At 52.1% G+C, this 20,779-nt stretch carries 15 protein-coding genes; 10 read left to right on the top strand and 5 right to left on the bottom strand.

Annotated elements, in window-relative coordinates; genetic code table 11:
* Positions 1 to 20: 20 nt before the first annotated feature.
* Both ACSPJT_RS06605 and ACSPJT_RS06600 read left to right on the top strand, forming a co-directional pair.
* Positions 21 to 2,087 carry a hypothetical protein gene (locus tag ACSPJT_RS06605; protein WP_435895578.1) on the top strand — a complete coding sequence of 689 codons (2,067 nt, stop codon included), beginning with the start codon at positions 21 to 23 and terminating at the stop codon, positions 2,085 to 2,087.
* A 38-nt stretch (positions 2,088 to 2,125) separates the two neighbouring features.
* Entirely contained in the window at positions 2,126 to 3,019 is an 894-nt protein-coding gene (locus tag ACSPJT_RS06600; protein ID WP_435895577.1) for a TIM barrel protein, read from the top strand.
* A gap of 42 nt (positions 3,020 to 3,061) precedes the next feature.
* Here the strand turns inward: ACSPJT_RS06600 and ACSPJT_RS06595 are convergent, their stop codons facing one another.
* From ACSPJT_RS06595 to ACSPJT_RS06585, 3 genes are all read right to left on the bottom strand, one after another.
* Entirely contained in the window at positions 3,062 to 4,216 is a 1,155-nt protein-coding gene (locus ACSPJT_RS06595; protein WP_435895576.1) for a right-handed parallel beta-helix repeat-containing protein, read from the bottom strand.
* Positions 4,217 to 4,651: 435 nt separating this feature from the next.
* A complete protein-coding gene (locus ACSPJT_RS06590) occupies positions 4,652 to 5,446 on the bottom strand; it encodes a PEP-CTERM sorting domain-containing protein (RefSeq protein ID WP_435895575.1) in 795 nt (264 codons plus the stop codon).
* Between the two features lie 85 nt (positions 5,447 to 5,531).
* Complete coding sequence (locus tag ACSPJT_RS06585) at positions 5,532 to 6,494, bottom strand: retropepsin-like aspartic protease (RefSeq protein WP_435895574.1); 963 nt, start codon at positions 6,492 to 6,494, stop codon at positions 5,532 to 5,534.
* 292 nt (positions 6,495 to 6,786) lie between these two features.
* Here ACSPJT_RS06585 and ACSPJT_RS06580 point away from each other — a divergent pair, with 292 nt between their 5' ends.
* The 7 genes from ACSPJT_RS06580 to purH all read left to right on the top strand — a co-directional run bounded on the left by ACSPJT_RS06580 (position 6,787) and on the right by purH (position 14,042).
* Complete coding sequence (locus ACSPJT_RS06580; protein ID WP_435895573.1) at positions 6,787 to 7,497, top strand: sialate O-acetylesterase; 711 nt, start codon at positions 6,787 to 6,789, stop codon at positions 7,495 to 7,497.
* Between the two features lie 77 nt (positions 7,498 to 7,574).
* A complete protein-coding gene (locus ACSPJT_RS06575) occupies positions 7,575 to 8,543 on the top strand; it encodes a metal ABC transporter solute-binding protein, Zn/Mn family (protein WP_435895572.1) in 969 nt (322 codons plus the stop codon).
* A gap of 27 nt (positions 8,544 to 8,570) precedes the next feature.
* Positions 8,571 to 9,380, top strand: a complete 810-nt coding sequence (locus tag ACSPJT_RS06570) for a transporter (RefSeq protein WP_435895571.1) — start codon at positions 8,571 to 8,573, stop codon at positions 9,378 to 9,380.
* 27 nt (positions 9,381 to 9,407) lie between these two features.
* The gene (locus tag ACSPJT_RS06565; RefSeq protein ID WP_435895570.1) at positions 9,408 to 10,160 is read left to right on the top strand and encodes a metal ABC transporter ATP-binding protein; all 753 of its coding nucleotides are present in this window, start codon (positions 9,408 to 9,410) and stop codon (positions 10,158 to 10,160) included.
* Between the two features lie 11 nt (positions 10,161 to 10,171).
* The gene (locus ACSPJT_RS06560; protein ID WP_435895569.1) at positions 10,172 to 11,497 is read left to right on the top strand and encodes a metal ABC transporter permease; all 1,326 of its coding nucleotides are present in this window, start codon (positions 10,172 to 10,174) and stop codon (positions 11,495 to 11,497) included.
* Between the two features lie 6 nt (positions 11,498 to 11,503).
* Positions 11,504 to 12,451, top strand: coding sequence for a metal ABC transporter permease (locus ACSPJT_RS06555; RefSeq protein ID WP_435895568.1), 948 nt, complete (start codon positions 11,504 to 11,506; stop codon positions 12,449 to 12,451).
* A gap of 46 nt (positions 12,452 to 12,497) precedes the next feature.
* On the top strand, positions 12,498 to 14,042 hold the full coding sequence (purH, locus tag ACSPJT_RS06550) for a bifunctional phosphoribosylaminoimidazolecarboxamide formyltransferase/IMP cyclohydrolase (RefSeq protein ID WP_435895567.1): 1,545 nt from the start codon (positions 12,498 to 12,500) through the stop codon (positions 14,040 to 14,042).
* A gap of 12 nt (positions 14,043 to 14,054) precedes the next feature.
* On the opposite strand, the gene ACSPJT_RS06545 is transcribed toward purH, so the two are convergent.
* Positions 14,055 to 16,928 (bottom strand): VIT domain-containing protein, encoded by a 2,874-nt coding sequence (locus ACSPJT_RS06545; RefSeq protein WP_435895566.1) that lies wholly within the window; start codon positions 16,926 to 16,928, stop codon positions 14,055 to 14,057.
* Positions 16,929 to 17,192: 264 nt separating this feature from the next.
* Between ACSPJT_RS06545 and ACSPJT_RS06540 the strand changes: the two genes are divergently transcribed.
* Positions 17,193 to 18,131 carry a helix-turn-helix domain-containing protein gene (locus ACSPJT_RS06540; RefSeq protein ID WP_435895565.1) on the top strand — a complete coding sequence of 313 codons (939 nt, stop codon included), beginning with the start codon at positions 17,193 to 17,195 and terminating at the stop codon, positions 18,129 to 18,131.
* Between the two features lie 189 nt (positions 18,132 to 18,320).
* On the opposite strand, the gene rnr is transcribed toward ACSPJT_RS06540, so the two are convergent.
* Positions 18,321 to 20,672, bottom strand: a complete 2,352-nt coding sequence (rnr, locus tag ACSPJT_RS06535; RefSeq protein ID WP_435895564.1) for a ribonuclease R — start codon at positions 20,670 to 20,672, stop codon at positions 18,321 to 18,323.
* Positions 20,673 to 20,779 lie beyond the last annotated feature (107 nt).

Genomic DNA, 20,779 nt, shown 5'->3' with positions numbered 1-20,779 from the left:
ATTCCTATTTTTATAATTCCATGTTCAAATCCGCATTCTATCACATCCCATGTCTCGTGCTGATCGCCAGCTCGGTTTCTCTTCTACCGCAAGCGGAAGCCGCCGAGTTCACCATCGGAAACAAACTCATCAGCCGCACGATTTCAGATGACGGCGGACAATTGAAAACCGTTTCTCTGAAGAATGCGGAAATGGACAAGACCATTCCAAACGCGGACAGTGGTGAGTTTTCTCTGACGTACTCGATCGCTGGAAAATCCAGAACCGTCACCAGCGCTGACTTTAAGGCAGGCACACCAAAGGATTGGTCCGCGGAGGGAGTGAGCGGAAAGGAACTGGTGCTTTCGGGCAAAGATATTCCGCTGAATGTCGTGGTCCGCTATGGTGTGAAAGGTGATCAGCCGGTGCTGTGGAAAAAGCTCGAGGTGACTGCACAGTCAGAGCTTGTCCTCAATGGGGTTCAGATCGAAAACCTCGGAATTGCCGACGCCTACACGGCTTATCGCCCTACCGATATTCTCGCCTTTGGACCGGCAAAATGGACGCCGCCACTTGGCCAGCCAGTCTACACCAAGGAATCTGGCATGTGGTTTGGCACGGAATTCCCAGCTGCTCGCAATCATGCTAAAGATGGAAAGCTCTATTGCGGATACAAGACCAAGACCGCTCTGAAAAAAGGTGACACCTGGTCCAGCTATCCGGCCGTAATGGGAGTCGCCGATGATACCCGTTTCCTTAAAGATGCGTTCTTTGAATACATCGACACCGTCCGCATTCGTCCTCTCCGCCTTCAGACTCAATACAATTCCTGGTTCGACTTTCACAAGAAGGTCGATTCAAAAGGCTTTGTTAGCAGCGTCAATAAGGTCAACGATGAGCTTGTTGTGAAACGTGGAGTTCCTCCGCTCTCCGCTTATGTCATCGATGATGGCTGGCAAAACTCTAAGGCCGACTGGTCGAAAACCGGTGTCTGGCCGAAAAACAACAAGTTCGAAGAAGACTTCAAATCAAGCCGTGAAGCAATCGCCAAGGCGAAGTCAAAACTCGGCTTATGGGTCAGCCCAGGTTGTAACTTTGGAGGTCAGCCCGCCATCCCTGCCATGAAAAAAGCAGGTTGGAAAACCCTCGATCCATGGATGTCATTGATCGGTGAGCAATACATGAGCAGCTTGGAAAAACGCATGACTGAACTTGCGGGAAGCCCTGTTTCCTACTTCAAACTTGACGGTCTTTTCGGCCACCTCAGAGCCCGCAATTTCGACATTGAAGGATTTAAAGGAGGCGAAGAAGAACTCAATGCTAACAAATACGACGAAGCCAAAGAACTCTACTTGAGCCTCGGCACTGAGCGCTTGATGGCGATTTTCGCGAAGATGGCGGAAGCGAACCCAGACGTTTACATCACCATTTCCAACGGTGCCTACCTCAGTCCTTGGTGGCTGCAGTCGGTGGATGCCGTGTGGATGATCAACGCTGGCGATGCAGCCCGCGGCTCAGGCCGCACGGACGAGCTGGTTTATCGTGATGGCATTTATTACAGGCTCTTCGCCGAGAAGCATGATAACACCCAGTTCCCCATCCACTCGCTGTTCAATCATGAACCGAAGAAGACCAGCACTGGTGAGAGTGCGGATGAATTCCGCCGTTATCTGTATATGAACCTCTCGCGTGGCACTGGCTTCGTGGAGTTGTATCTGATCACCAAGGAGCTGAGTGAGTCCGACTGGGATGTGCTCGCGGAAGGACTCAAATGGGTTCACAAAGCGTTCCCAACATTCCAGCGCGCCCGCATGATCGGTGGATATCCAAGGAAAAAGGAAGTGTATGGTTTCACCGGCTGGACTGATGACCAAGGCTACCTTTCACTGCATAACCCTGGTGAAGAAACCAAGGAATTCACATTTACTCTGAATCGCGAAAATGGGCTTACTAAAACAAGTGTCGCAGCAAAAACAAAATTCAGCGTGGCATCTCCGCTCAAAGGGGATGCCGAAGGTTTGTCTAAAGAGGTGACGGCTGGAGAATCGATCACCATCACACTTCCTCCTCGGGCCATTCGCGTGATTGATTTTAATCGCGTTCGCTAGAGCTTCTCCTTTAAGCTACAACTAACCATAAACATATCATGAACCGTAGAAACTTCACTAAAATCAGCTTAGCCGGGGCACTTGCTATCCCTGCTCGCATGGCCAGTGCCGCCGATGCGGAAGCTCCCTATAAATCGCTCTTCGCTCCTCATCCACGCATGCTGCCAACGGCGCCGAAAGATTACATGGATCAGATGCAGTTTGCCTACGACCATGGTTTCAGAGCATGGGAAGACAACCGTTTGTCACGGCAAGACCGGAAAATTTGGGACAAGGTTGGCGAGTTTTGTAAGGACAAAAAATTCACCATGGGCGTGTCGATCATCACCGATGGCCGGGGCCTTGATTTCTCGAATCCAAGCAAAGAAGAAATGGCGCAAATCGAAGCCGACATGAAACTCGGAATTGAACTCAGCAAGGCTACAGGGCAGATCCACATGACTTACGTCCCAGGTGGTAGAAACGAGATGCCGCGCAATGAACAGATCGTCAGAGCGGCGGACACCGTCAAACGCTGTTGTGACCTCGTTGAGGAACATGGTATTATTTTCTGCCAAGAGCCCATTTCACATCCGATGTCTAACAAGGATCCACTGATCAAGACCTTCGCCGACGGTCACTTGCTCTGTAAAACAGTGAATCGCAAGTCCTGCAAACTACTTGCCGATTTCTTCCACGAAGGAGAACTCGGCTATGGCGACAAGTTGATCGAAAATGCCGAAAAGGTATGGGATCAGGTGGCATACGTGCAGTATGGCGATAGTCCTGGTCGCAAGGAGCCAGGCACCGGAAAGCTCGACTATACGGCTGTCACCAAATGGCTCCGTAAAAAAGGTTACCAAGGCGTGATTGGCATGGAGCACAAGGCGAGCGGTAAAGGCAAGGAAGGCCTGGATGCTCTTCTTGCTTCCTATCGAGCCATCGATGCTTAGGCCCTCGCGGAAATGTAAATGCGCAGCTTGCGTAGCGAAGCCCTATTCGATCAACTCCGACAAGTCGTCGGGCATGATGTGGTCTTTGCTTCGTTGAATGGGGCAACGAAGTAACTTGTTGTCCTTAATCACAGCTTCAGGGCTGTTAGATGCCAGGATGCCGCGAGCAAAAGCATCACGAATCTGACATCCGGAGATTTCTCCGGTAGAATGGAAGAAGGCGACTGCATCATCACCTGAGGCGGTAAAGATGCAGTTTCTAACAATGTTGCCCTTCGTTGGTGGATCCCAAGGCTGGCCAATCTGAGGGCCACCACCAGGGGCGGCAAGGCAGGGGGTCTGTCCGTTGATAGGAGCGGAACGTTCGGTCACGCAGTCGAGAATTTGAATCTTATCGAAGCCTTTGCGAAACACACCACGAGTCTTCTGGGTCCATTTGATGGATTTGAAGATGAAGTCGGAGCCGCCCATGAATTTGTAGGTCTGACCGCCGTGTTTGGATTTAATTCCAAGCAGATCACCTTTTGAATAAGTGGGAACGACGTTCTTTTTCACCAAGTTGAGCTGCCAGCGCTGACCTCCAAGGTGAGTGGCTGTTTTCCATGCGAGTTGTGCATTGTTTTTTACGACAAGCTGGGGATCGGTCTTGCTGTTGGTGTAGCGGCGGATGTATCGGCCTTGGTCACTCTTGGCATTGAAGATGTCCATCGGGGTGGGGAACCCTTCATGAATGTCTAACACGACTTTTCCCTTGGATGTTTCGACGACATCGCCCTGGCTGACGGTGTAGTTCTTACGCGTCATGTGCATGTCTGACATCGTTACACGATAGACATTTTTTCCAGTGATCGCATGGATGTTGTCACTGAACACCAGCACGGTTTTATCCATGCCCGCGCCTTTGAAAATCAGGCGTCCTTTCGGTCCGGGTTTGACACCTCCGAGATCGATTGTCCCAGGCTCTGTGTCCTTACCATTGAGGTTATAGCTGCCCTCATCGAATTCCAAAACGATCACATCGTTAGGCGTTTTCCGAAAATGCACTTTCGCTGCCTGCACCGCTTTCTGGATTCCTTCTGCGGTGATGCCATATTCCTTTTTAACATTCCATATGAGTGTTTCTGCACCGGATTGGATAGGTGACATGAACGCTAAGAATGAGGTAGCAGCGGTGATGAGATAGTGAATGGATTTCATTTTCGGTAAACTGGAAGGATGCCTATTTTTGAAAAGAGGTCATCTTTGTTCCGGCAGAAATATGCAGCGTTTTATGTACAAGGTCAACGAGTGGATTCGTTGTTTTAATAGTCAAAGATTGGATCGAAGCTAAACTTCAAAGAGCTAGTTTGGTCGGGTCCCCAGCAAAGCTTATATCAGAAGCTGGAAATGAAAGTATCCATCATCTCGGCTGAGTTGATTTCAACATGACGCCTCGATTGTCAGTTAGATAATCCTATACGTGGTGCTGCGTTATGAAGCCATCCACGACTAATGGTTGGCAAGCAGACGTTTCACTGCTTGGGTTGATGATGAATGACATCAACGAACTTGACGGCAAATGTCGCCAGCCATGCTTGATATTCAATGAGCCGAGCGTGGCACCCTATTGCTCATTGGGGCAAGAGTTCCAGATTATCTGCGGCGTCTATGAATGAAGCCCAGACCGGTGAGAGCGAGTAGTGCGCTCGAGGATGGTTCAGGGATGGCTGTGACGGTAATATTACTGAGATATGCCCCTTTGTTCCCTCCGGCCGAGCCACCAGAATAAAGTTGAATTCTGTCGATATCAGTAACGCTGTTGGCGAGATTTCCGGTGAATGCAACACCTCCGAAATTTCCCGTGAACGAACTGTCGTTTGCGATGCTGACATTAAGGTCGAAGACTTGGTCGGACGTCGAGTTCCAAGGGTTGACGTTTTCGAAATTGGTAGCGGCGCTAGCTGGGGAAAATGTGGTGCCATTGACGGCGACAGTTCCGTTATTCGACCATGCAAGAAGAAAACCGATGGAGCCAGTCGAGTTAGCAAGTTGAAATTGTAGGTTTTTATTATTTCCGTTGCGGCGAGTGGCAGTAGTGATACTTACGTTCAGGCTCCCTGAGGCATCGAGCGAAGTCAGATCAAATGTATTGTCAAAATTGATACCTGTGAATTGTTGTTTGTTAGCGTTACCGCCATTAGTGTCGTCAGCGAGAAGGGCTTTATCTCCATTGCCACTATTATCGTTTTCTATGGTGTAAGCAGCTCCCCGACCTGGATTGAGATACCAAGCAGCGGTGGTGGTTCCGGTGCCTGCGGCACTAAGGGTGGATGCATTGACTGAGCCGGTTGTAACAGAGTCGAAATCGATCGCGTAAATAGTGGTGCCGCCTTGAGCGGATGCCATGGAAATGGCGAGGGTTATTGGGGGGAGGAGTTTTAAGATCATGGCACGAGTATAGGTAGTATTTTCTAGATACTAATAATACCATAAACGGGTGTCAAGAAAGCTCTGGGATTGAGCCTGTAGGCGATCACTGCTTCTTCACTCCAGCTCGCGGAATGATATAAGAGTAGGAGTCGAAATCGATGAGGCCTTTGAAACTTTTGAGTCTTCTAACTGATAGCACCCCACCGAGTTTCATGCCATCGGGCACCACTGACTTCGCGTGTGAATCAACGATGACGAAGGCATGTTTGGAGACTTGGAGCTTTTTCCCGATCAAGGGCTTTTCGACCATGGTCCAGCTGAGTTCGGTGCTGCCACCTGTTCCGGCACCTCGGACGCCTCCACCTAGTGCCTGAGTTTTCAATTTGAAGTGCTCAACGAGTTCTGGCTGCATCGTGCTATCTCCAGCGGCGGTATCGAAGACAAAACCGAGAGTTTCCCCCTTGATGTCGACCTTGATGAACGGGAGTGAATCACCACCTTTGGCGAGAGGGACTACGATGTCCTTGCGGGCTTTCGCCAGCTTCAGATATTCACCGGGTTTTGTTTCTGATGTAGGGACCAGGATGCGATTGTTTTCCGGATCAAAAACGGCACGAGCTGCAGACAGCAAAGGTGCTCCGATCAGACCGGATACGACGCGAGGTTGACCGTTGACTTTGAATCCTTCGAGGTGAGAAAGGTCGAGCACTTGGGAAGGGGTCTTTTTCAAATTGAGGCCGCCGCCCACACGAACTTTGTCGAAGGTGGTTTTCCATGATTTTACTTTCCCCGCTACACCTGAAACCCCATTGGATGATTCCAGTTTCTTACCCAGTTTGTCGGCCAATGCTTTCGAATAGATAGCCGTGTACGAGGACCCGGAATCCACGAGGAGATCCACTGTTTCCCCGTCCACCTGTGCTTTGATAAACCAATGTGTTCCGGCGTCTACCTTCTCGATCGGCAGGGCCATCATTTTCATCGATTGTTTGGCAGCGGGCTCTTGGGCTATTGCTGTTACGGGGCTAGCGGCGCATGCGAGTGTGAGGAGTATTCTAATGTTCATGGTTGTATTGTGTGTTGGCTCGTTGCCGCCCTAGCGGCGCGAATTCAGTGGCTTGTCTGAAAACATGACTTATTTTTGAAACTGTCTAATGTCTGAGGTAAATCCGACGACATGGAAAATCCGTTTGTAAGATCTGGATGTAGATGGTGAAGTGACTTTTCTAAGTGCCGTAGTGTTGTCGTGTTTTTTCTCCCAAGACGGCGGAACTCACAGCTTACCAAAACAATTTTACCCTCATTGCCCCACACTTGGATTTCTCGAACACAAAACCAATCTCATAACCAACCATCTTATGAAAAACATATTTATCACTCTGTTAGGCCTCTTTTGCTCGCTCTCTAATCTCGCTGCAGAGGATTCGGGTAAACACCTCTTTATTCTATCAGGTCAATCTAACATGCAGGGGCACAAACCCCAGGAGGCATTCACCCCTGCGATTGAAAAAGAGTTTGGCAAAGAGAACGTCATCATCGTCCAAGACGCACAAGGTGGACAACCTCTCTATCGCTGGGCGAAGGACTGGAAGACTCCGCAAGGAGAGAAACCCAAGCAGTCCGGTGATTTGTATGATCGCCTGATGGGCAAAGTGAAGCCTGCGATCAAGGGGCAGAAGATCAAAACCGTCACCTTCCTCTGGATGCAGGGTGAACGGGACGCTCGCATGCAGTGGGGCTCCCTCTACGAGGCTGGTTTTCTCTCACTTCTTCAACAATTGGAAACCGATCTCGGCCACAAGGACATCAACTTTGTCATAGGTCGGCTGAGCGATTTTGGAAATTCTAACAAAGCCTACAAGGACTGGAACAAGATGCGTAAGGTGTTGGAGAAGCTCGCCGATGACAGCCCGCGTGGTGCTTGGGTGGATACCGATGATCTTAACGACGGAGTCAACCGCGGTGGAAAGAAAATCAAAAACGACCTGCACTACTCGGCGGAAGGATACAAAACACTGGGCAAACGATTCGCCGCCAAAGCGATCGAATTAGTCAAGAAATCGGAATAAATACACCAAGGCAATAAAAATTAGCCTAGGCTAAACTTTTGATTGACGCTGGTGCCGGGTCGGGTTAATTCTCGGCCATGGCTAAGAAGATTATCGTCATCGTATTGGTGCTGGGCGCTCTTGTGGGCGGGCTGGCGTTTCTCCTAAAACAAGAACAGGGCAAGGTTAACGACGGCTCTCCGGACAGTGCGCTCCTGAAAGTCGTGACCACCTCGACCATGGTCACCGACATGGTGCGTGCTGTCGGCGGCGAACGGATTGCTGTACAGGGCATCATGGGGCCGAAGGTGGACCCACACAGCTTTCAGGTGACTTCATCGGCCTCGGCGGCATTGCTGAAAGCCGACTTGGTGTTCTACAGCGGCCTCCATCTCGAAGGTAAAATGCAGGAGACCTTGGAAAAGCGTGCGGCGGAAAAAAAGGATACCTTCGCGGTGACCGACGGGATTCCCAAGGAGAAGTTGCTGAAGCCGCAAGAAGATTTCGTGGGTTATCATGACCCTCATGTATGGGGGAATCCGGAACTCTGGACCCACTGCCTCGATGTCGTGGTAGAGGCGCTCTCAAAGGCCGATCCAGAAGGTGCGGACGAGTATGAAATGCGAGCCGGCCTCTATAAAGACAGTCTGATGGAACTCCACGCCTGGGCGAAGAAACGCATGGAGGAAGTGCCCGCGTCACAACGGGTGCTGGTAACCAGTCACGATGCGTTTTTCTATTTTGGCAAGGCCTACGGATTTGAAGTTCGCGGACTACAGGGCGTTTCCACCAACTCGGAAGCCGGCCTCAAGGATCGCGCGGAATTGGTCTACTTCATCAAGGAGCGCAGACTTAAAACCATCTTCCCTGAGTCCAGCGTCAACGCCAAGGGCATCAAAGCCGTGGCTGCGGAAGCGGGTGTCGCAGTCAGTGAGCACGAACTCTTCTCCGACGCCATGGGCGATCCGGGAGATACGGTGGAATTGCATGGCGAGACATACGATAAGGGCACCTTTGTCGGCATGATCAAACACAACGTCAACACCATCGTAGACGGCTTGAAGTAATCGCATGCTGAACATTTATAACTAAAAATGAAAAACACATTATTCACACACACACTGCTGGTTGCCAGCGCAGGTCTTGCCTGCGCCGGTGAGATCTCTCCGACCCTAGCTCCCTCGAACGCACTGCGCGAACTTGAGGCTGACCGTCCCGATGCTACCGAAAGTCCACGCACTGTTGACGCGGGGCATTTTCAGATCGAGTCCAGCATTCTGGGATACAGCCGTGACCGTAGCGGCGGCGAGCGTTTTGATTCCTGGACCTGGGGCGAGACCAATCTGAAATACGGACTGAACGACTCCATGGATCTGCAACTCGTGATCGCACCTTATGTGCGTGAGGTGATGCGGTCGGGTGCGATGCGCGAAGAAGCCGAGGGCTTTGGTGATGTGACGCTTCGCCTGAAATGGAACCTCTGGGGCAATGATGAGGGCAAGACAGCCTTCGCCATTTTTCCCTATGTGAAAATCCCCAGCGGCACTGCTGTTAGTAATGATCACTGGGAAGGGGGAGTCATCCTGCCATGGGCCACCGAGATCTGTGAGGGTATCGGATTCGGTATGCAGGCGGAAGTTGCTTACGTCTGGGATGACAGCGACCGAGACTACGATATCGACTTTCTGCACACAGCCGTGCTTGGGTTTGACGTGACTGACCAGTTAGGTTTGTATATTGAATATCTAGGCATCGCTGGTGATCATCCCTACGAGGCATACGCCAGCGGCGGAGTCACCTGGGCATTCACGGATCTATTCCAGTGGGACGCCGGAGTTGTTCTGGGGCTCAATGATGCTGCAGAGGACCTCAATACATTCACCGGATTTACCGTTAAGTTCTAGCAACTCACCACTTTCACCCATTATCCCATGTCCATAGCACTTGAAACCCACGACCTCACGGTAACCTACCACAAGCGTCCGGTGCTCTATGGCATTGATGTTGCCGTGCCGGAAGGCAGTTTGGTTGGGATTGTCGGGCCCAACGGGGCGGGCAAATCCACCTTGATCAAATCCATCATGGGTGTGGTGCCATCCTCCGGTGGCTGGGTGAAAGTTTTCGGAGGACCGCTGAAGGAGAACCTCTACCGTGTGGGTTATGTGCCACAGCGCGAGAGTGTCGATTGGGACTTTCCGGTAACCGTGATGGATGTCGCTCTGATGGGGACTTATGGTCGACTTGGGCTGTTCCGCCGCCCTGGCAAAGATGAAAAACGTCGCGCTCATGAGGCTTTGGAAAAAGTCGCCATGCTGCCTTACGCCAATCGTCAGATCGGTAATCTCAGTGGTGGTCAGCAACAGCGGGTATTCCTTGCCCGGGCCTTGGCTCAGGACAGTGACCTTTACCTTATGGATGAACCCTTCGCCGGAGTGGATGCCGCCACCGAGACTGCGATCATCGATCTGCTCAAGGAGATGCGCGAGCGGGGGAAGACGGTGCTGGTCGTGCATCACGATCTGCAATCGGCGAGGGAGTATTTTGACAAGCTGCTGCTGCTGAATATGCGGCTGGTTGCTTTCGGCGACATGGACGAGGTATTCACCCCGGAATTACTGCAGAAAACCTACGGAGGTCGCCTAACAATTCTCAGTGAAATGGCAGACCGTGCGGCCAAGCTGTAGGTGATAGACCGATGATCATAGAAGCCTCCATTTTTGATGTTCTGATTCCTGCCACCGGCGCAGGGAAGGCGATCTTGGCGGCGATTCTCTTGGGCGCAGGGGCTGGTCTGTTAGGTAGCTTTGTGGTGTTGCGACGGGTGGCCTTGATGGGGGATGCCATCTCGCATGCGGTGCTTCCTGGCGTTGTAGCTGGTCTGATCTATAGCCCCGAGCGCAGTCCCTTATTCATTTTTCTCTGTGCGGCTGTAGCCGGTCTGTTAGGCGCAGGTCTGGTCAGGGCTCTGATGTCTACCACCAGGCTGAAATCTGACACGGCTCTCGGCATTGTATTGGCATCGTTCTTCGCCTTCGGCATCATGTGGCAATCTCGAAACCAAGAGAGTACAGCCGGGGTAATGAATTTTCTATTTGGAAATATTGGAGCCATCAATGCTGCGGATCTGAAGATGATGATGCTGGCCACCGTGCTGCTTTGCTCGGTTGTTTATGTCTTAAAGCGCCCCTTGTTAGTGATGAGCTTTGATGAGGGGTTCTCTCGAGGCCTTGGCTATCCGGTGCGGTTTTTGAACGGTGTCTTCTATTTTCTATTAACCTTCTCGGTGGTGGTCGCGTTACAGGCGGTTGGTGTGGTGCTGGTTTCGGCAATGCTGATCACACCAGCTGCAGCAGCTTATCTTCTGACCGATAAATTTGGTAAGATGCTCGTGCTATCGATGGCTTTCGGTGTCGTCTCTGGCATCACCGGTGGGGTGATCTCAGCCAATGTCAACGGTATGCCCACGGGGCCGGTGATTACTCTGGCGGCTACGTTGGTTTTTGCGGTGGTCTATTTCGTCGCTCCCCGTCACGGAGTCCTGGCCAAAATTTTCCGCACAGCGAAACGTCGCCGTCGAGTGCGCCGCGAGAACACTCTGAAAGCGATCTATCAAATCCAAGAGGCCGGGGGATTCTTTCACGAGGATGTCAGTCTGATCGAGCTCGCCGCAAAACGTAGAAACACCGAGGATCATGCCCGCAAAGAGTGTGCCGCCCTGTTGAAACACGGATTTGTTGAGCTGGCTGATGATGGCCACTCAGTGCATCTGACCCCATCCGGCTGGAAGCGAGCCATGGAGATGGTGCGTAATCATCGACTGTGGGAACTTTATCTCACCAACGAAGCCAACTACGCCGAGGACCACGTGCATGAGGATGCTGAAAAAATCGAACACATTCTCGGGGCCAACACCGTCAAGCAGCTGGAAAAAGATCTCGATTTCCCCGAACTCGACCCTCACGGCAAACCGATCCCTCAACCTCAGATTCCGGATTCCCGGCTCCTGATTCCCGACTCCTGATCAACGATGAACTACCTAACCATTCCATGGGAAAACCTCGGCTTCGGCGCCTTTTGGCTGATGCTGATGGCTTTCCTTGTGGCTCTGCCATGCTCGCAGATGGGATCGTTTCTGATCCTGCGTCGCATGGCTTTGACAGGGGATGCGATCAGTCACAGCGTGTTTCCCGGTGTGGTCATCGCCTTTGTCTTCACCGGTGATCTGGCCTCTCCATGGTTGATCGTGGGTGCGGGTTTGGCCGGTTTGGCATCGACTGTATTCATCGAGCTGATTCATCGGAAAACACGAGTCAAGCAAGACGCCGCCACCGGCATCTCGTTCACAGCTCTGTTCGCGCTAGGCGTGGTGTTGATGGAGACGATGCTGGGAAAAAACGTCGACCTCGACCTCGATTGTGTGCTGCACGGAAGGCTGGGCTTATTGCTGGAAGAGGAGCATGTGCAATTGTTCGGCGCGATGGTTCCCCAGCCTGTGCTAGTGATGGCCGGAGTGTCACTGATGACTGTCTTTCTGATGGTCTTATTTTACCGTGTGCTGCTACTCAGTTCCTTCGATCCAGGTTTGGCCGCGTCGTATGGATACAAGCCGGCCGTGATTCACTACTGCACCATGTTTGCGGTTTCCTTCATTGTGGTCGCCGCTTTCCAGGCCGTGGGCGCGATCCTCGTCATAGCCCTGCTGATTCTACCCGGTGCCTCGGCCTACCTCTGCACGCATCGGCTGAAGGTTATGCTCGTTCTGGCCGCGCTTCACGCCCTGCTCTCAGCGGTGGGAGGTCTCTATATTCACGTCTGGTTCAATACAGACATGGCATCGGCGGTGGTGGTCTGCGGTGGCGTTCTGTTGATTCTGGCTTGGTTACTCGGGCCTGTCGACGGTCTGATGTGGAAATGGCTGAAGGAGGACGAGGAAAATCCGGATGCGGATGCATCACATTCCGCTTGCTCCGAGTAGCCTGAACCGTTAAGCGGGGGGCACCTTCTCACGGGTAATTTACATTATGGCTATTACACGCGCTCTCCTTTCCGTATCCGATAAATCGGGTCTCGTTGATTTCGCCCAAGGGCTGCACGACCACGGCGTCGAATTGCTCTCCACCGGCGGCACCTCCAAGACTCTCCGCGAAGCTGGTCTTCCAGTGATTGACGTTTCTGAGTACACTGGCGCTCCTGAGCTGTTTGAGGGTCGGGTCAAAACTCTCCACCCCAAGGTGCACGGCGGTCTGCTCCACAAGCGCGATGACAAAGATCATCTCAAGCAAGCTAAGGATAACGACATTCCACCCATCGATCTCGTAGTGGTAAATCTCTACCCCTTCGTGGAAACCATCGCCAAAGAGGGCGTCACTCTTGAAGAGGCAATTGAAAATATCGACATCGGCGGACCTTCCATGCTCCGCAGTGCTGCGAAAAACTACAAGAGCGTCACCGTCGTCACCGATCCCTCCGATTACGATCGCGTTCTCTCTGAAATGAAAGAGCACGACGGAGACACTTCCTTCAAACTGCGCGAAGAACTGGCGGTGAAAGTTTTCCTCCGCACTTCCACCTACGATACCGCCATCACCAACTACCTGTCCCAGGCCGGTGAGGGTACTCGCTCCCATCTGACTATCAGTCTGCCTCTCGACCGCGAACTTCGCTACGGTGACAATCCGCATCAGCCGACCACTCTCTACGGCAACTTCAGTGATGTCTTTTCCCAGCTCCAAGGCAAGGAACTCAGCTACACGAACATTCTCGATATCGAGGCGGCATCAGATCTGATCACTGACTTCGTGCGTCCTACCGTAGGTATTCTCAAGCACACCAACCCCTGTGGAATGGGGCAGCACGATGATGACCTCCGCAAGGCATGGCAGCTCGCTTACGAGACTGATACACAAGCACCATTCGGCGGCGTAATCGTGGTCAACCGTCCACTCACTGAAGGGCTGGCTCGTATTATTTCCTCCATCTTCACCGATGTCATCATCGCTCCTGACTTCGAGCCCGAAGCACGTGCGATCTTGCAGAAGAAGAAAAACCTTCGTCTGATCAAGCTTAACACGGAAGCTTGGGAGAGTGTTAGAAAAGATCCTGTGATTCGCTCCGCTCCTGGTGGCCTGATGGTCATGGGCCGCGATCACACCACGCTCGGCCTCGACAACATCGAAGAGAAAGTCGTCACCAAACGCCCACCGTCCGAGGAAGAAATCCGCGCGATGCGTTTCGGCTGGCGCGTGGTCAAACACGTCAAGTCCAACGCCATCGTCTACTCTGGAGCCGACCGCACACTCGGTATCGGTGCCGGCCAGATGAGCCGTGTGGATTCCTCCCGCATCGCGGTCTGGAAAGCTAACGAAGCTGGCCTCTCTCTGAAAGGCAGCATCATGGCATCAGACGCCATGTTACCCTTCGCAGACGGCCTCAACGCCGCTATCGAAGCCGGTGCCACGGCCTGTATCCAGCCTGGAGGCTCGATCCGTGACCAAGAGGTCATCGACGCTGCCGACGCAGCAGGCATCGCCATGGTCTTCACCGGCCACCGTCACTTCAGACACTAAGCGAAAGAGAACCTAGCGTTCAAAATCCACCTCACCAATTTCCACAACCTCGCTTTTTTGGCCGAGGCGGAAGGTGAGGTGTTTTTCTTTCTGGTTAGATCGCCCCCAGTTGGTGATCACGGTGGCGTGAAGAGTAGTCGGTCCGATCAATGTTTGTTGACGTGAGCCGTAGTAGTTGGCTTGGATTTTGTATTTCCCACTCGGTGCACGGCGGATCAGGAACTCTTCAGGGCCGCGGCCATCGGTCATGTCATCTGAGATCCGACCACCGAGTCTGGTGAGGGTATTCGAGTAATAGCATTTCTCGCCCTTGGGATCGGTCACCCAGAGGTCCATGTCTGAGTTGTCTGTGTCCCAAGAAATGATAACGCGAATATCGCAGTCCATGAGATGGCGAAAACGCTGTTGGGACGCTCTGACTCTGACTTTCGATCTGTGTTCGCTGACCAGCTGATTCCACTCGTTCAGCGCGATCATCTGGACTCCGTCAAAGCGACCGTTCCATTTCCGACTGACTACTTGCCAGAGTAAATCGGCGGCTTCTTGGTAGCGTTTCCTTTTGACTAACAAGAGGGCGAGATCGCGTCGACTTTGTGGTTCTTCCTCGCGAATTTCCGCCACTTCTTTGAATAACATTTCAGCGAGTTCATACTCTGCCAGTTGGCTGTATCGGTGCGCTAGGATGCGCAGCATTTCCGGACTTTCGGGACTGAGTTCAGCGAGGTTGCTGAGAATCCGCTTGGCAATTGTAGGGCGTTTTTGGGCGATGAAGAAATCGGCCACGTCGAGATAAAATCCGGCACTGCGGCCGTGTTTCTCTTTCCACTGATAGTAGACAGGTAAGAGCGGTTTTTTTGAGATGACCGCCTTTTGCAGAGCTTTGAGATAAGGCGTGTCCGGTTGCCAGCCTTTGATCGAAATCGAGGACTTGGGAGTTCGCGATGGATTGTTCAGAATGGCATCGATGCTGTTCCGGGTGATGGCGAAATCTCCGGAGCGTAAACCGGCGGTGGCTACGTTAGAAACTCTACCTCCACCCATCGGCATGGACATGACAGGGGCTGGTGCAGGAGGCAAATTATCCGTTGTCCCATCGCCGACGGACGATGGTCGTTTGCGGGCAGGACGCGGGAATTTTTCCTGGTGCCATTTGACCTGATCCTTCCATTCCTCGTAGATGGATTGCATATCAGCAGGCTCGCTACCGTCATAAGCTTCCGTGTCTTTGAGACTTTCGTAGTATTGTTTCCGCATCGACGCCTCAGGGGGAACGATCCGATACCGCACATAATCCTCGATGCGATCCAACACGATCAGCGATGTGAACTCAGTAACCAAGTGGTGTGTCTGTGCGAGTTTAACGATCTTGGCTCGGTTCTTCCGCTTGGCTGATGCGAGTTCATTCACCCGACCTTGCGCCCAGAGCTTAGCAGCTATGTTTCCTCGGCTGCTGTGGGAAGCTGTGTCCAAGCGGACTGTTTTGACAGTTAGGACCTTCCGGTTGACGCCGTAGTGAAGTTTTAATGTCGCCTTCGACTGGGTCATCCTGCCGCTAACCGTGGCGTGGGCATCACCAGAGTCGGTGATGGTTTCTGCAACGCCAGCACCGCTCACTTTGATCAAGGACAGATTCTCGTGAGTCAGCCGCCGTGCCGCCTGTTGGTCTGTTAGGTGGCTAAGGTTAAGGTTCGCACCACCTGTGGTTTTGGCCATTTGCGAGAGTAGAATATGGTCAGCACTAGCCGATGAATTGACGGTGAAAACAGGGCTGTTTCCCCACCTCGACGGAGCATCACCGATGGTTGATAGGCCATCGCCAAAGTAGAAAACGGCACCGTATGTGCTGGATGGAATTTTCAACCGGTCCATGCGAGTTGCTCCGTCTGCATGAAGGTTTTTGAGTGTGGTGTGAAGAGATTGCCAGTTGCCTTCAGTCACGGAGAAACGGCCACCGTTGAGTAATTGATCGCGGAGGATTCTAAGATCAACTTGGGTGTTAGAGTTATACTCGAAATACTGATCCAGAAGTGCGAGTTCGCGTTTAAGATCTCGCGAACCCATGGAGTGAGAAGCGTCCCATACCAGCAGGATTCGTTCGGGTTTAGAGCGCGGATGAAGGCTGGTCGTAGGAAGCTGATGGGTGAGATGGAAATACCTGCTCCCATCGTTCCCACGCTGGATGATCACATCGGCGTCTTCAGCGTTTGTGCTGATTAGAAAACTCAAATCCCTAACACGGGTGTTTCTACGATCGATACTCAGTTCCTTCGAAGGTTTTACAACACCGGACACTTTACCAATTGGAGTGATGACAGAACCTTGCTGCTGGCTGGTCATGCGAAGTTTGAAATTATTCAGTTTTTTGGAAAGTGACAGCGGAAGGTTGTAGCGCATTTGATTAGTGCTGCCGTTGTAGCTTTTCAATGGCTCGATATAGCTGACCAACACCCTTTTGCTGCCTTTGGCTGGCACTGGGTAGATGCGGGTGCGAAATCGGTTTCCTTGGGTCTTTTCCAGAAGGCCTGGGTCGATGCCTTGTCGAATCGTGTTTTCAAATGCGACTCGTCCCAGCTGTTTGTCCACGATGACGCCTTCACGCAGTTTACCGTTCACTTCGAGCGCGTATCGGGAGATGCTTGCTCCTTCTGGCAGTGGAAGATCGAGCATAGCCTCCAACACACGGTCTGAGCTGTTCTCGAACTTGAGCAGCATTGTGGTCTCAGCCATGCGGCCAGTGATTACAACGTTGGCTTCCACGTCGGTGATCCGAATATGTTGTCTGCCTTTGGCCTGATTCTCGATGGTGAGTGATCGATCAGACGATGAATGATGGCAACCGGCCAGAAGCAAGAAGGAGAGGGGGAGAAGGAGGTGCAAAAGTTTCATGAAGGATATTAAATGCTGGATATTTAGCATATAGGCCAAGTTCTGGATGGCAACTTAATTTGTCGGGAGGTGGAATTTGCCCAGTGGTGAGTGCTGATTCATTGGGAAATTAGCTCATTTCCTGATGAATTCGCATTGTCAGCCAGTCGGGTGTCTGGCTGTTAATGCGCCCTCCCTCCCATACTTGGGCACTGTCAGTAAAAACAGGTTTGTCTTGTGGATGGTCACACTTCTGAGTTAGTATGAATGTATCTAACACGCACATTGAATACTCCCCTACAAGCTGTCACGAATGCCACGCACCGTGATCTTAGCACGCCGCCCCATGTCCGGGACGGCTGCCGTAGGATTGAGGCACCCGGTGTGAGCAGCTATGTTGAGTGCTATCACAAAGTCTCAGATGCCGACTTTGCGATGCCGGTTCATTCCCGTCACTGGTTGATTGTGCAGGAGTCACGCGGTCCTAGCTATTTCCTTACCCAGGCAGGCAATACGGAGGTGAATCTCTCCTCCACCATGCACGATGATGGTTTGGTCTATATACCACCTTTTACCAAGACTCACTGGCAGTTCAGTCGGATGCACGAATCCGCACTGCATGTGTTGATTCCCGATTCTCTTATCATGGAAGTGCTGGATCACTATGATGTCGGAAGTGTGCACTGCTTTTTATCAGAATTGACTCCGGTGCTAGGCGACAGAACTTCCAGCATTTGTCGATTGGCCAGAGATTTCTTGCGACTGATGCGCGAGAGGCAGAATATCAGTCGCGCTGCGAGCGACACGTTCATCCTCGATTTGGCAGAGCTTTTTGTCGCCTATCAAGTGCAACACGTGATGGATGCTCGAAAGCGAGGGCTAGGAAAGGTAGTGGCGCTCAACTCCAATACTTGTGCGCGTATTCACGAATACATTGAAGACAACCTTGAATCTGACATCAGCGTCGATGAACTCGCCGGTCTGGCCAACATGAGTAATTTCCATTTCAGCCGTTGTTATAAGGCAGCGACTGGTCTCAGTCCTTACCGCTACCTTTCCAGAGTCAGGGTGGCCAAAGCCCGCGCTTTACTCTGCCGCAAGCATGCCAACCTATCGGAAATCGCTGTAACCTGTGGTTTCTCCGACCAGCCCCATCTGACCAGAGTATTCAAAAAGATCTGTGGGCTCACACCGGGCGCTTTTCGCCAAGGGATGATGAATTAAAGCGTGTTAATGTAGGTTTCTTCGATTTAGCAGGAACATACAATACGAAGCTACCTGTTTCTGACATGTTGTCATACGTCAGTGGATTTGACATCGTTTTATCCCATCACTGACATTTGTGTGTGTGCACTCTCCGTTCCGCAAGGACCGGAGAGTGACTATTTTAAGGGGTATGGCTTTGTTAAGCGCTTACTCTTGTTGCGCGTCCGCCAGCTTGAAGTCTACTCGTTGTTGTTCCATATCGACGTGTGCGACGTGGCAGAGGTGTTGCTGTCCGACGGTGAACATTTGCTCGTAGGGACCGGTGAAGCGCATCAGGTTCGCTTCAAATTTCCATTCTTTGCCGCCTTTGAGCGGCGGTAAGTCTTCAACTTTGACGAGGCCTTTGGTTTGGATGTCAACAGCTTCGACGAAGAGACCGAAGTGACGCACCTCGGTGATCACGACGTTGAAGGTTGGTGGATCTTTTTCCAACGTGCACATGTGAAGATACTGCAGCATTTTCAGACGGCGTGATTCGTTTTCCGCCTCCGCGCTGGTGCGCTCGGTTTCGGAAATGTGCAGGGCGATCTGTGCCATCTCACCTGGCCCGGGGGTGCGGTCGGCTTTGGCTGGCGGATTCCCGAGGTGTTTTTGCAGGGCCCGGTGTACGATCAAGTCCGCGTAGCGACGGATTGGTGATGTGAAGTGACAGTAGTTCTCCTTCGACAGGCCGTAGTGACCTAACGGATCTTGGAAATAGGCAGCGCGCTTGAGTGATTTCAGCAGTCCGATCTTGATGGCGGGTTCTTCAATGGTGCCCTTGGCTTTGTCTAACAGTGCTTGAATGTGCTTTTTGTTCGTCAGGTCGCCGGGTTTGTAACCATGAAGTTTAGCCAGCTCTGCGTATTCATTGAGTCGGTCCGGATCCGGGTCTTCGTGGATACGGTAAACTGTCGGTTGACGTTTGTTTTTCAGCAGCTTGGCTGCAGACTCGTTGGCGATGAGCATGAATTCTTCGATGAGCTGGTGGCTCTCATTGTAATCGCTCTTTTCAATACCAGTGGGTTGGCCCTTTTCGTCTAACAAGACCTTAACCTCCGGCATGTCGAGATCGAGAGCACCGTTTTCAAAACGACGCTTTCTCAGCATCGAGGCCAGTCTCCACGACTCATGGAGCATCGAGGTGATCGCTTCTTTTTCTTCAGGGAAGCGTTTGGCGACTTCATCTTCGGGAGCCATCAGAATGTCCTGAGCCTCTTCGTATGTGAAACGTCGCGCGGAGTGGATCACTGCTCGGGTAAATTTGGCGGATTTGATTTTGCCGTCCTGAGTGATGCGCATTAAACAACACTGAGTGAGACGGTCGACTTCCGGCATGAGTGAGCAGAGGTGGTTAGACAGCTCGCGTGGAATCATCGGCAGGACGCGATCGGCCATGTAAGTCGAGTTGCCTCGGGCGGCGGCTTCCTTGTCGAGTGCGGTGCCGGGCTTCACGTAATGTGAGACATCGGCGATGTGCACACCTAGCTGCCAGTCGCCGTTGTCCATTTTTTGAACGCTGATGGCGTCATCAAAGTCTTTGGCATCATGTGGGTCGATCGTGATCACGGTGATGTCGCGCCAGTCGTCACGTCCGGCGGTGTCTTTCTCCGTGACTTCGGAACCGAAGGCTTTGGCTTCCTTGAGCACGGAATCTGGAAATTCGGAACGTAGTCCGTGTTTGTGGACAATGGATAGCATGTCGACACCAGGTGTGTCAGGCCAGCCTAACACCTCAGTGATGCGACCTCTCGGTGCGCTATTGGCATTGTCCCAGACAGTGAGTGCCACGGCTACCTTTTGACCGGGTTTTGGTTGCGGTGAGTCTTTGTCGCCTTTCTTCACAGGCTCAATATTCACATCAGGGATCTGGGCATCGTCAGGCTGCACGTGGCTGAATTTTCCATGATGGAAATAAGTGCCGATGATGCGAGCCATGCCACGCTCGACAATTTTTTCGACGTAGCCAGCAGCTTCGTCCTCGGGCGGTTTCATGCCTGCGGCTTTCTGAGCACGGCCACGGCGACGGTTCGCCCACTCTGGCGGTCCGATCCGGTCGACACGCACCATCACTTTGTCGCCATTCATCGCGGTGGATGTTTTATTGGACGAGACAAAGATGCGGCTGAATTTCTGTAAATCCATTCCCGCAGCTTCGTTGGTAGCATCGTTGGCGTCCGGATAGAACCAGGCGTTGCCGGAACTTTGGAATCGGAGATTTCCGATCAGTAGGGCACCGTTTCCGGATTTTTTGCGACCACCTTTTTTCCCGCCTTTGACATCGCGCTGGGGTTGTTTGCCGGGTTTATCGCCTTGGGCGCCGGATTCTGAGCGAAGGGTGAATCGTCCTTTTTTTCCGCGCACGATGAGGCCTTTGTTTTCAAGCCGGAGTAATTCCGCCCGGAGCTCGGAGCGTTCGTTTGGCTTGAGCTTGAGAGTGCGGGCAAATTCAGATTTGTTCAGCGGGCGGTAGTCAGGGGATTTCATGAGCACTCGTATGCGCTCCCGAAGTTTATTCATATCTTGATACTGTGTGGAAATTGGCGAATGAACATGATAATTTCATGATTTTTATCCCGAAACACTGAAGTTTGACCCATATTGGAGACGTTTTTTTCGTTGTCGGA

Origin of the sequence: Oceaniferula spumae, assembly GCF_042849255.1 — a bacterium.
GTDB lineage: Bacteria > Verrucomicrobiota > Verrucomicrobiia > Verrucomicrobiales > Akkermansiaceae > Oceaniferula > Oceaniferula spumae.
The sequence above is the reverse complement of the archived record's forward strand: the minus strand, read 5'-3'. Positions and strand labels throughout refer to the sequence as shown.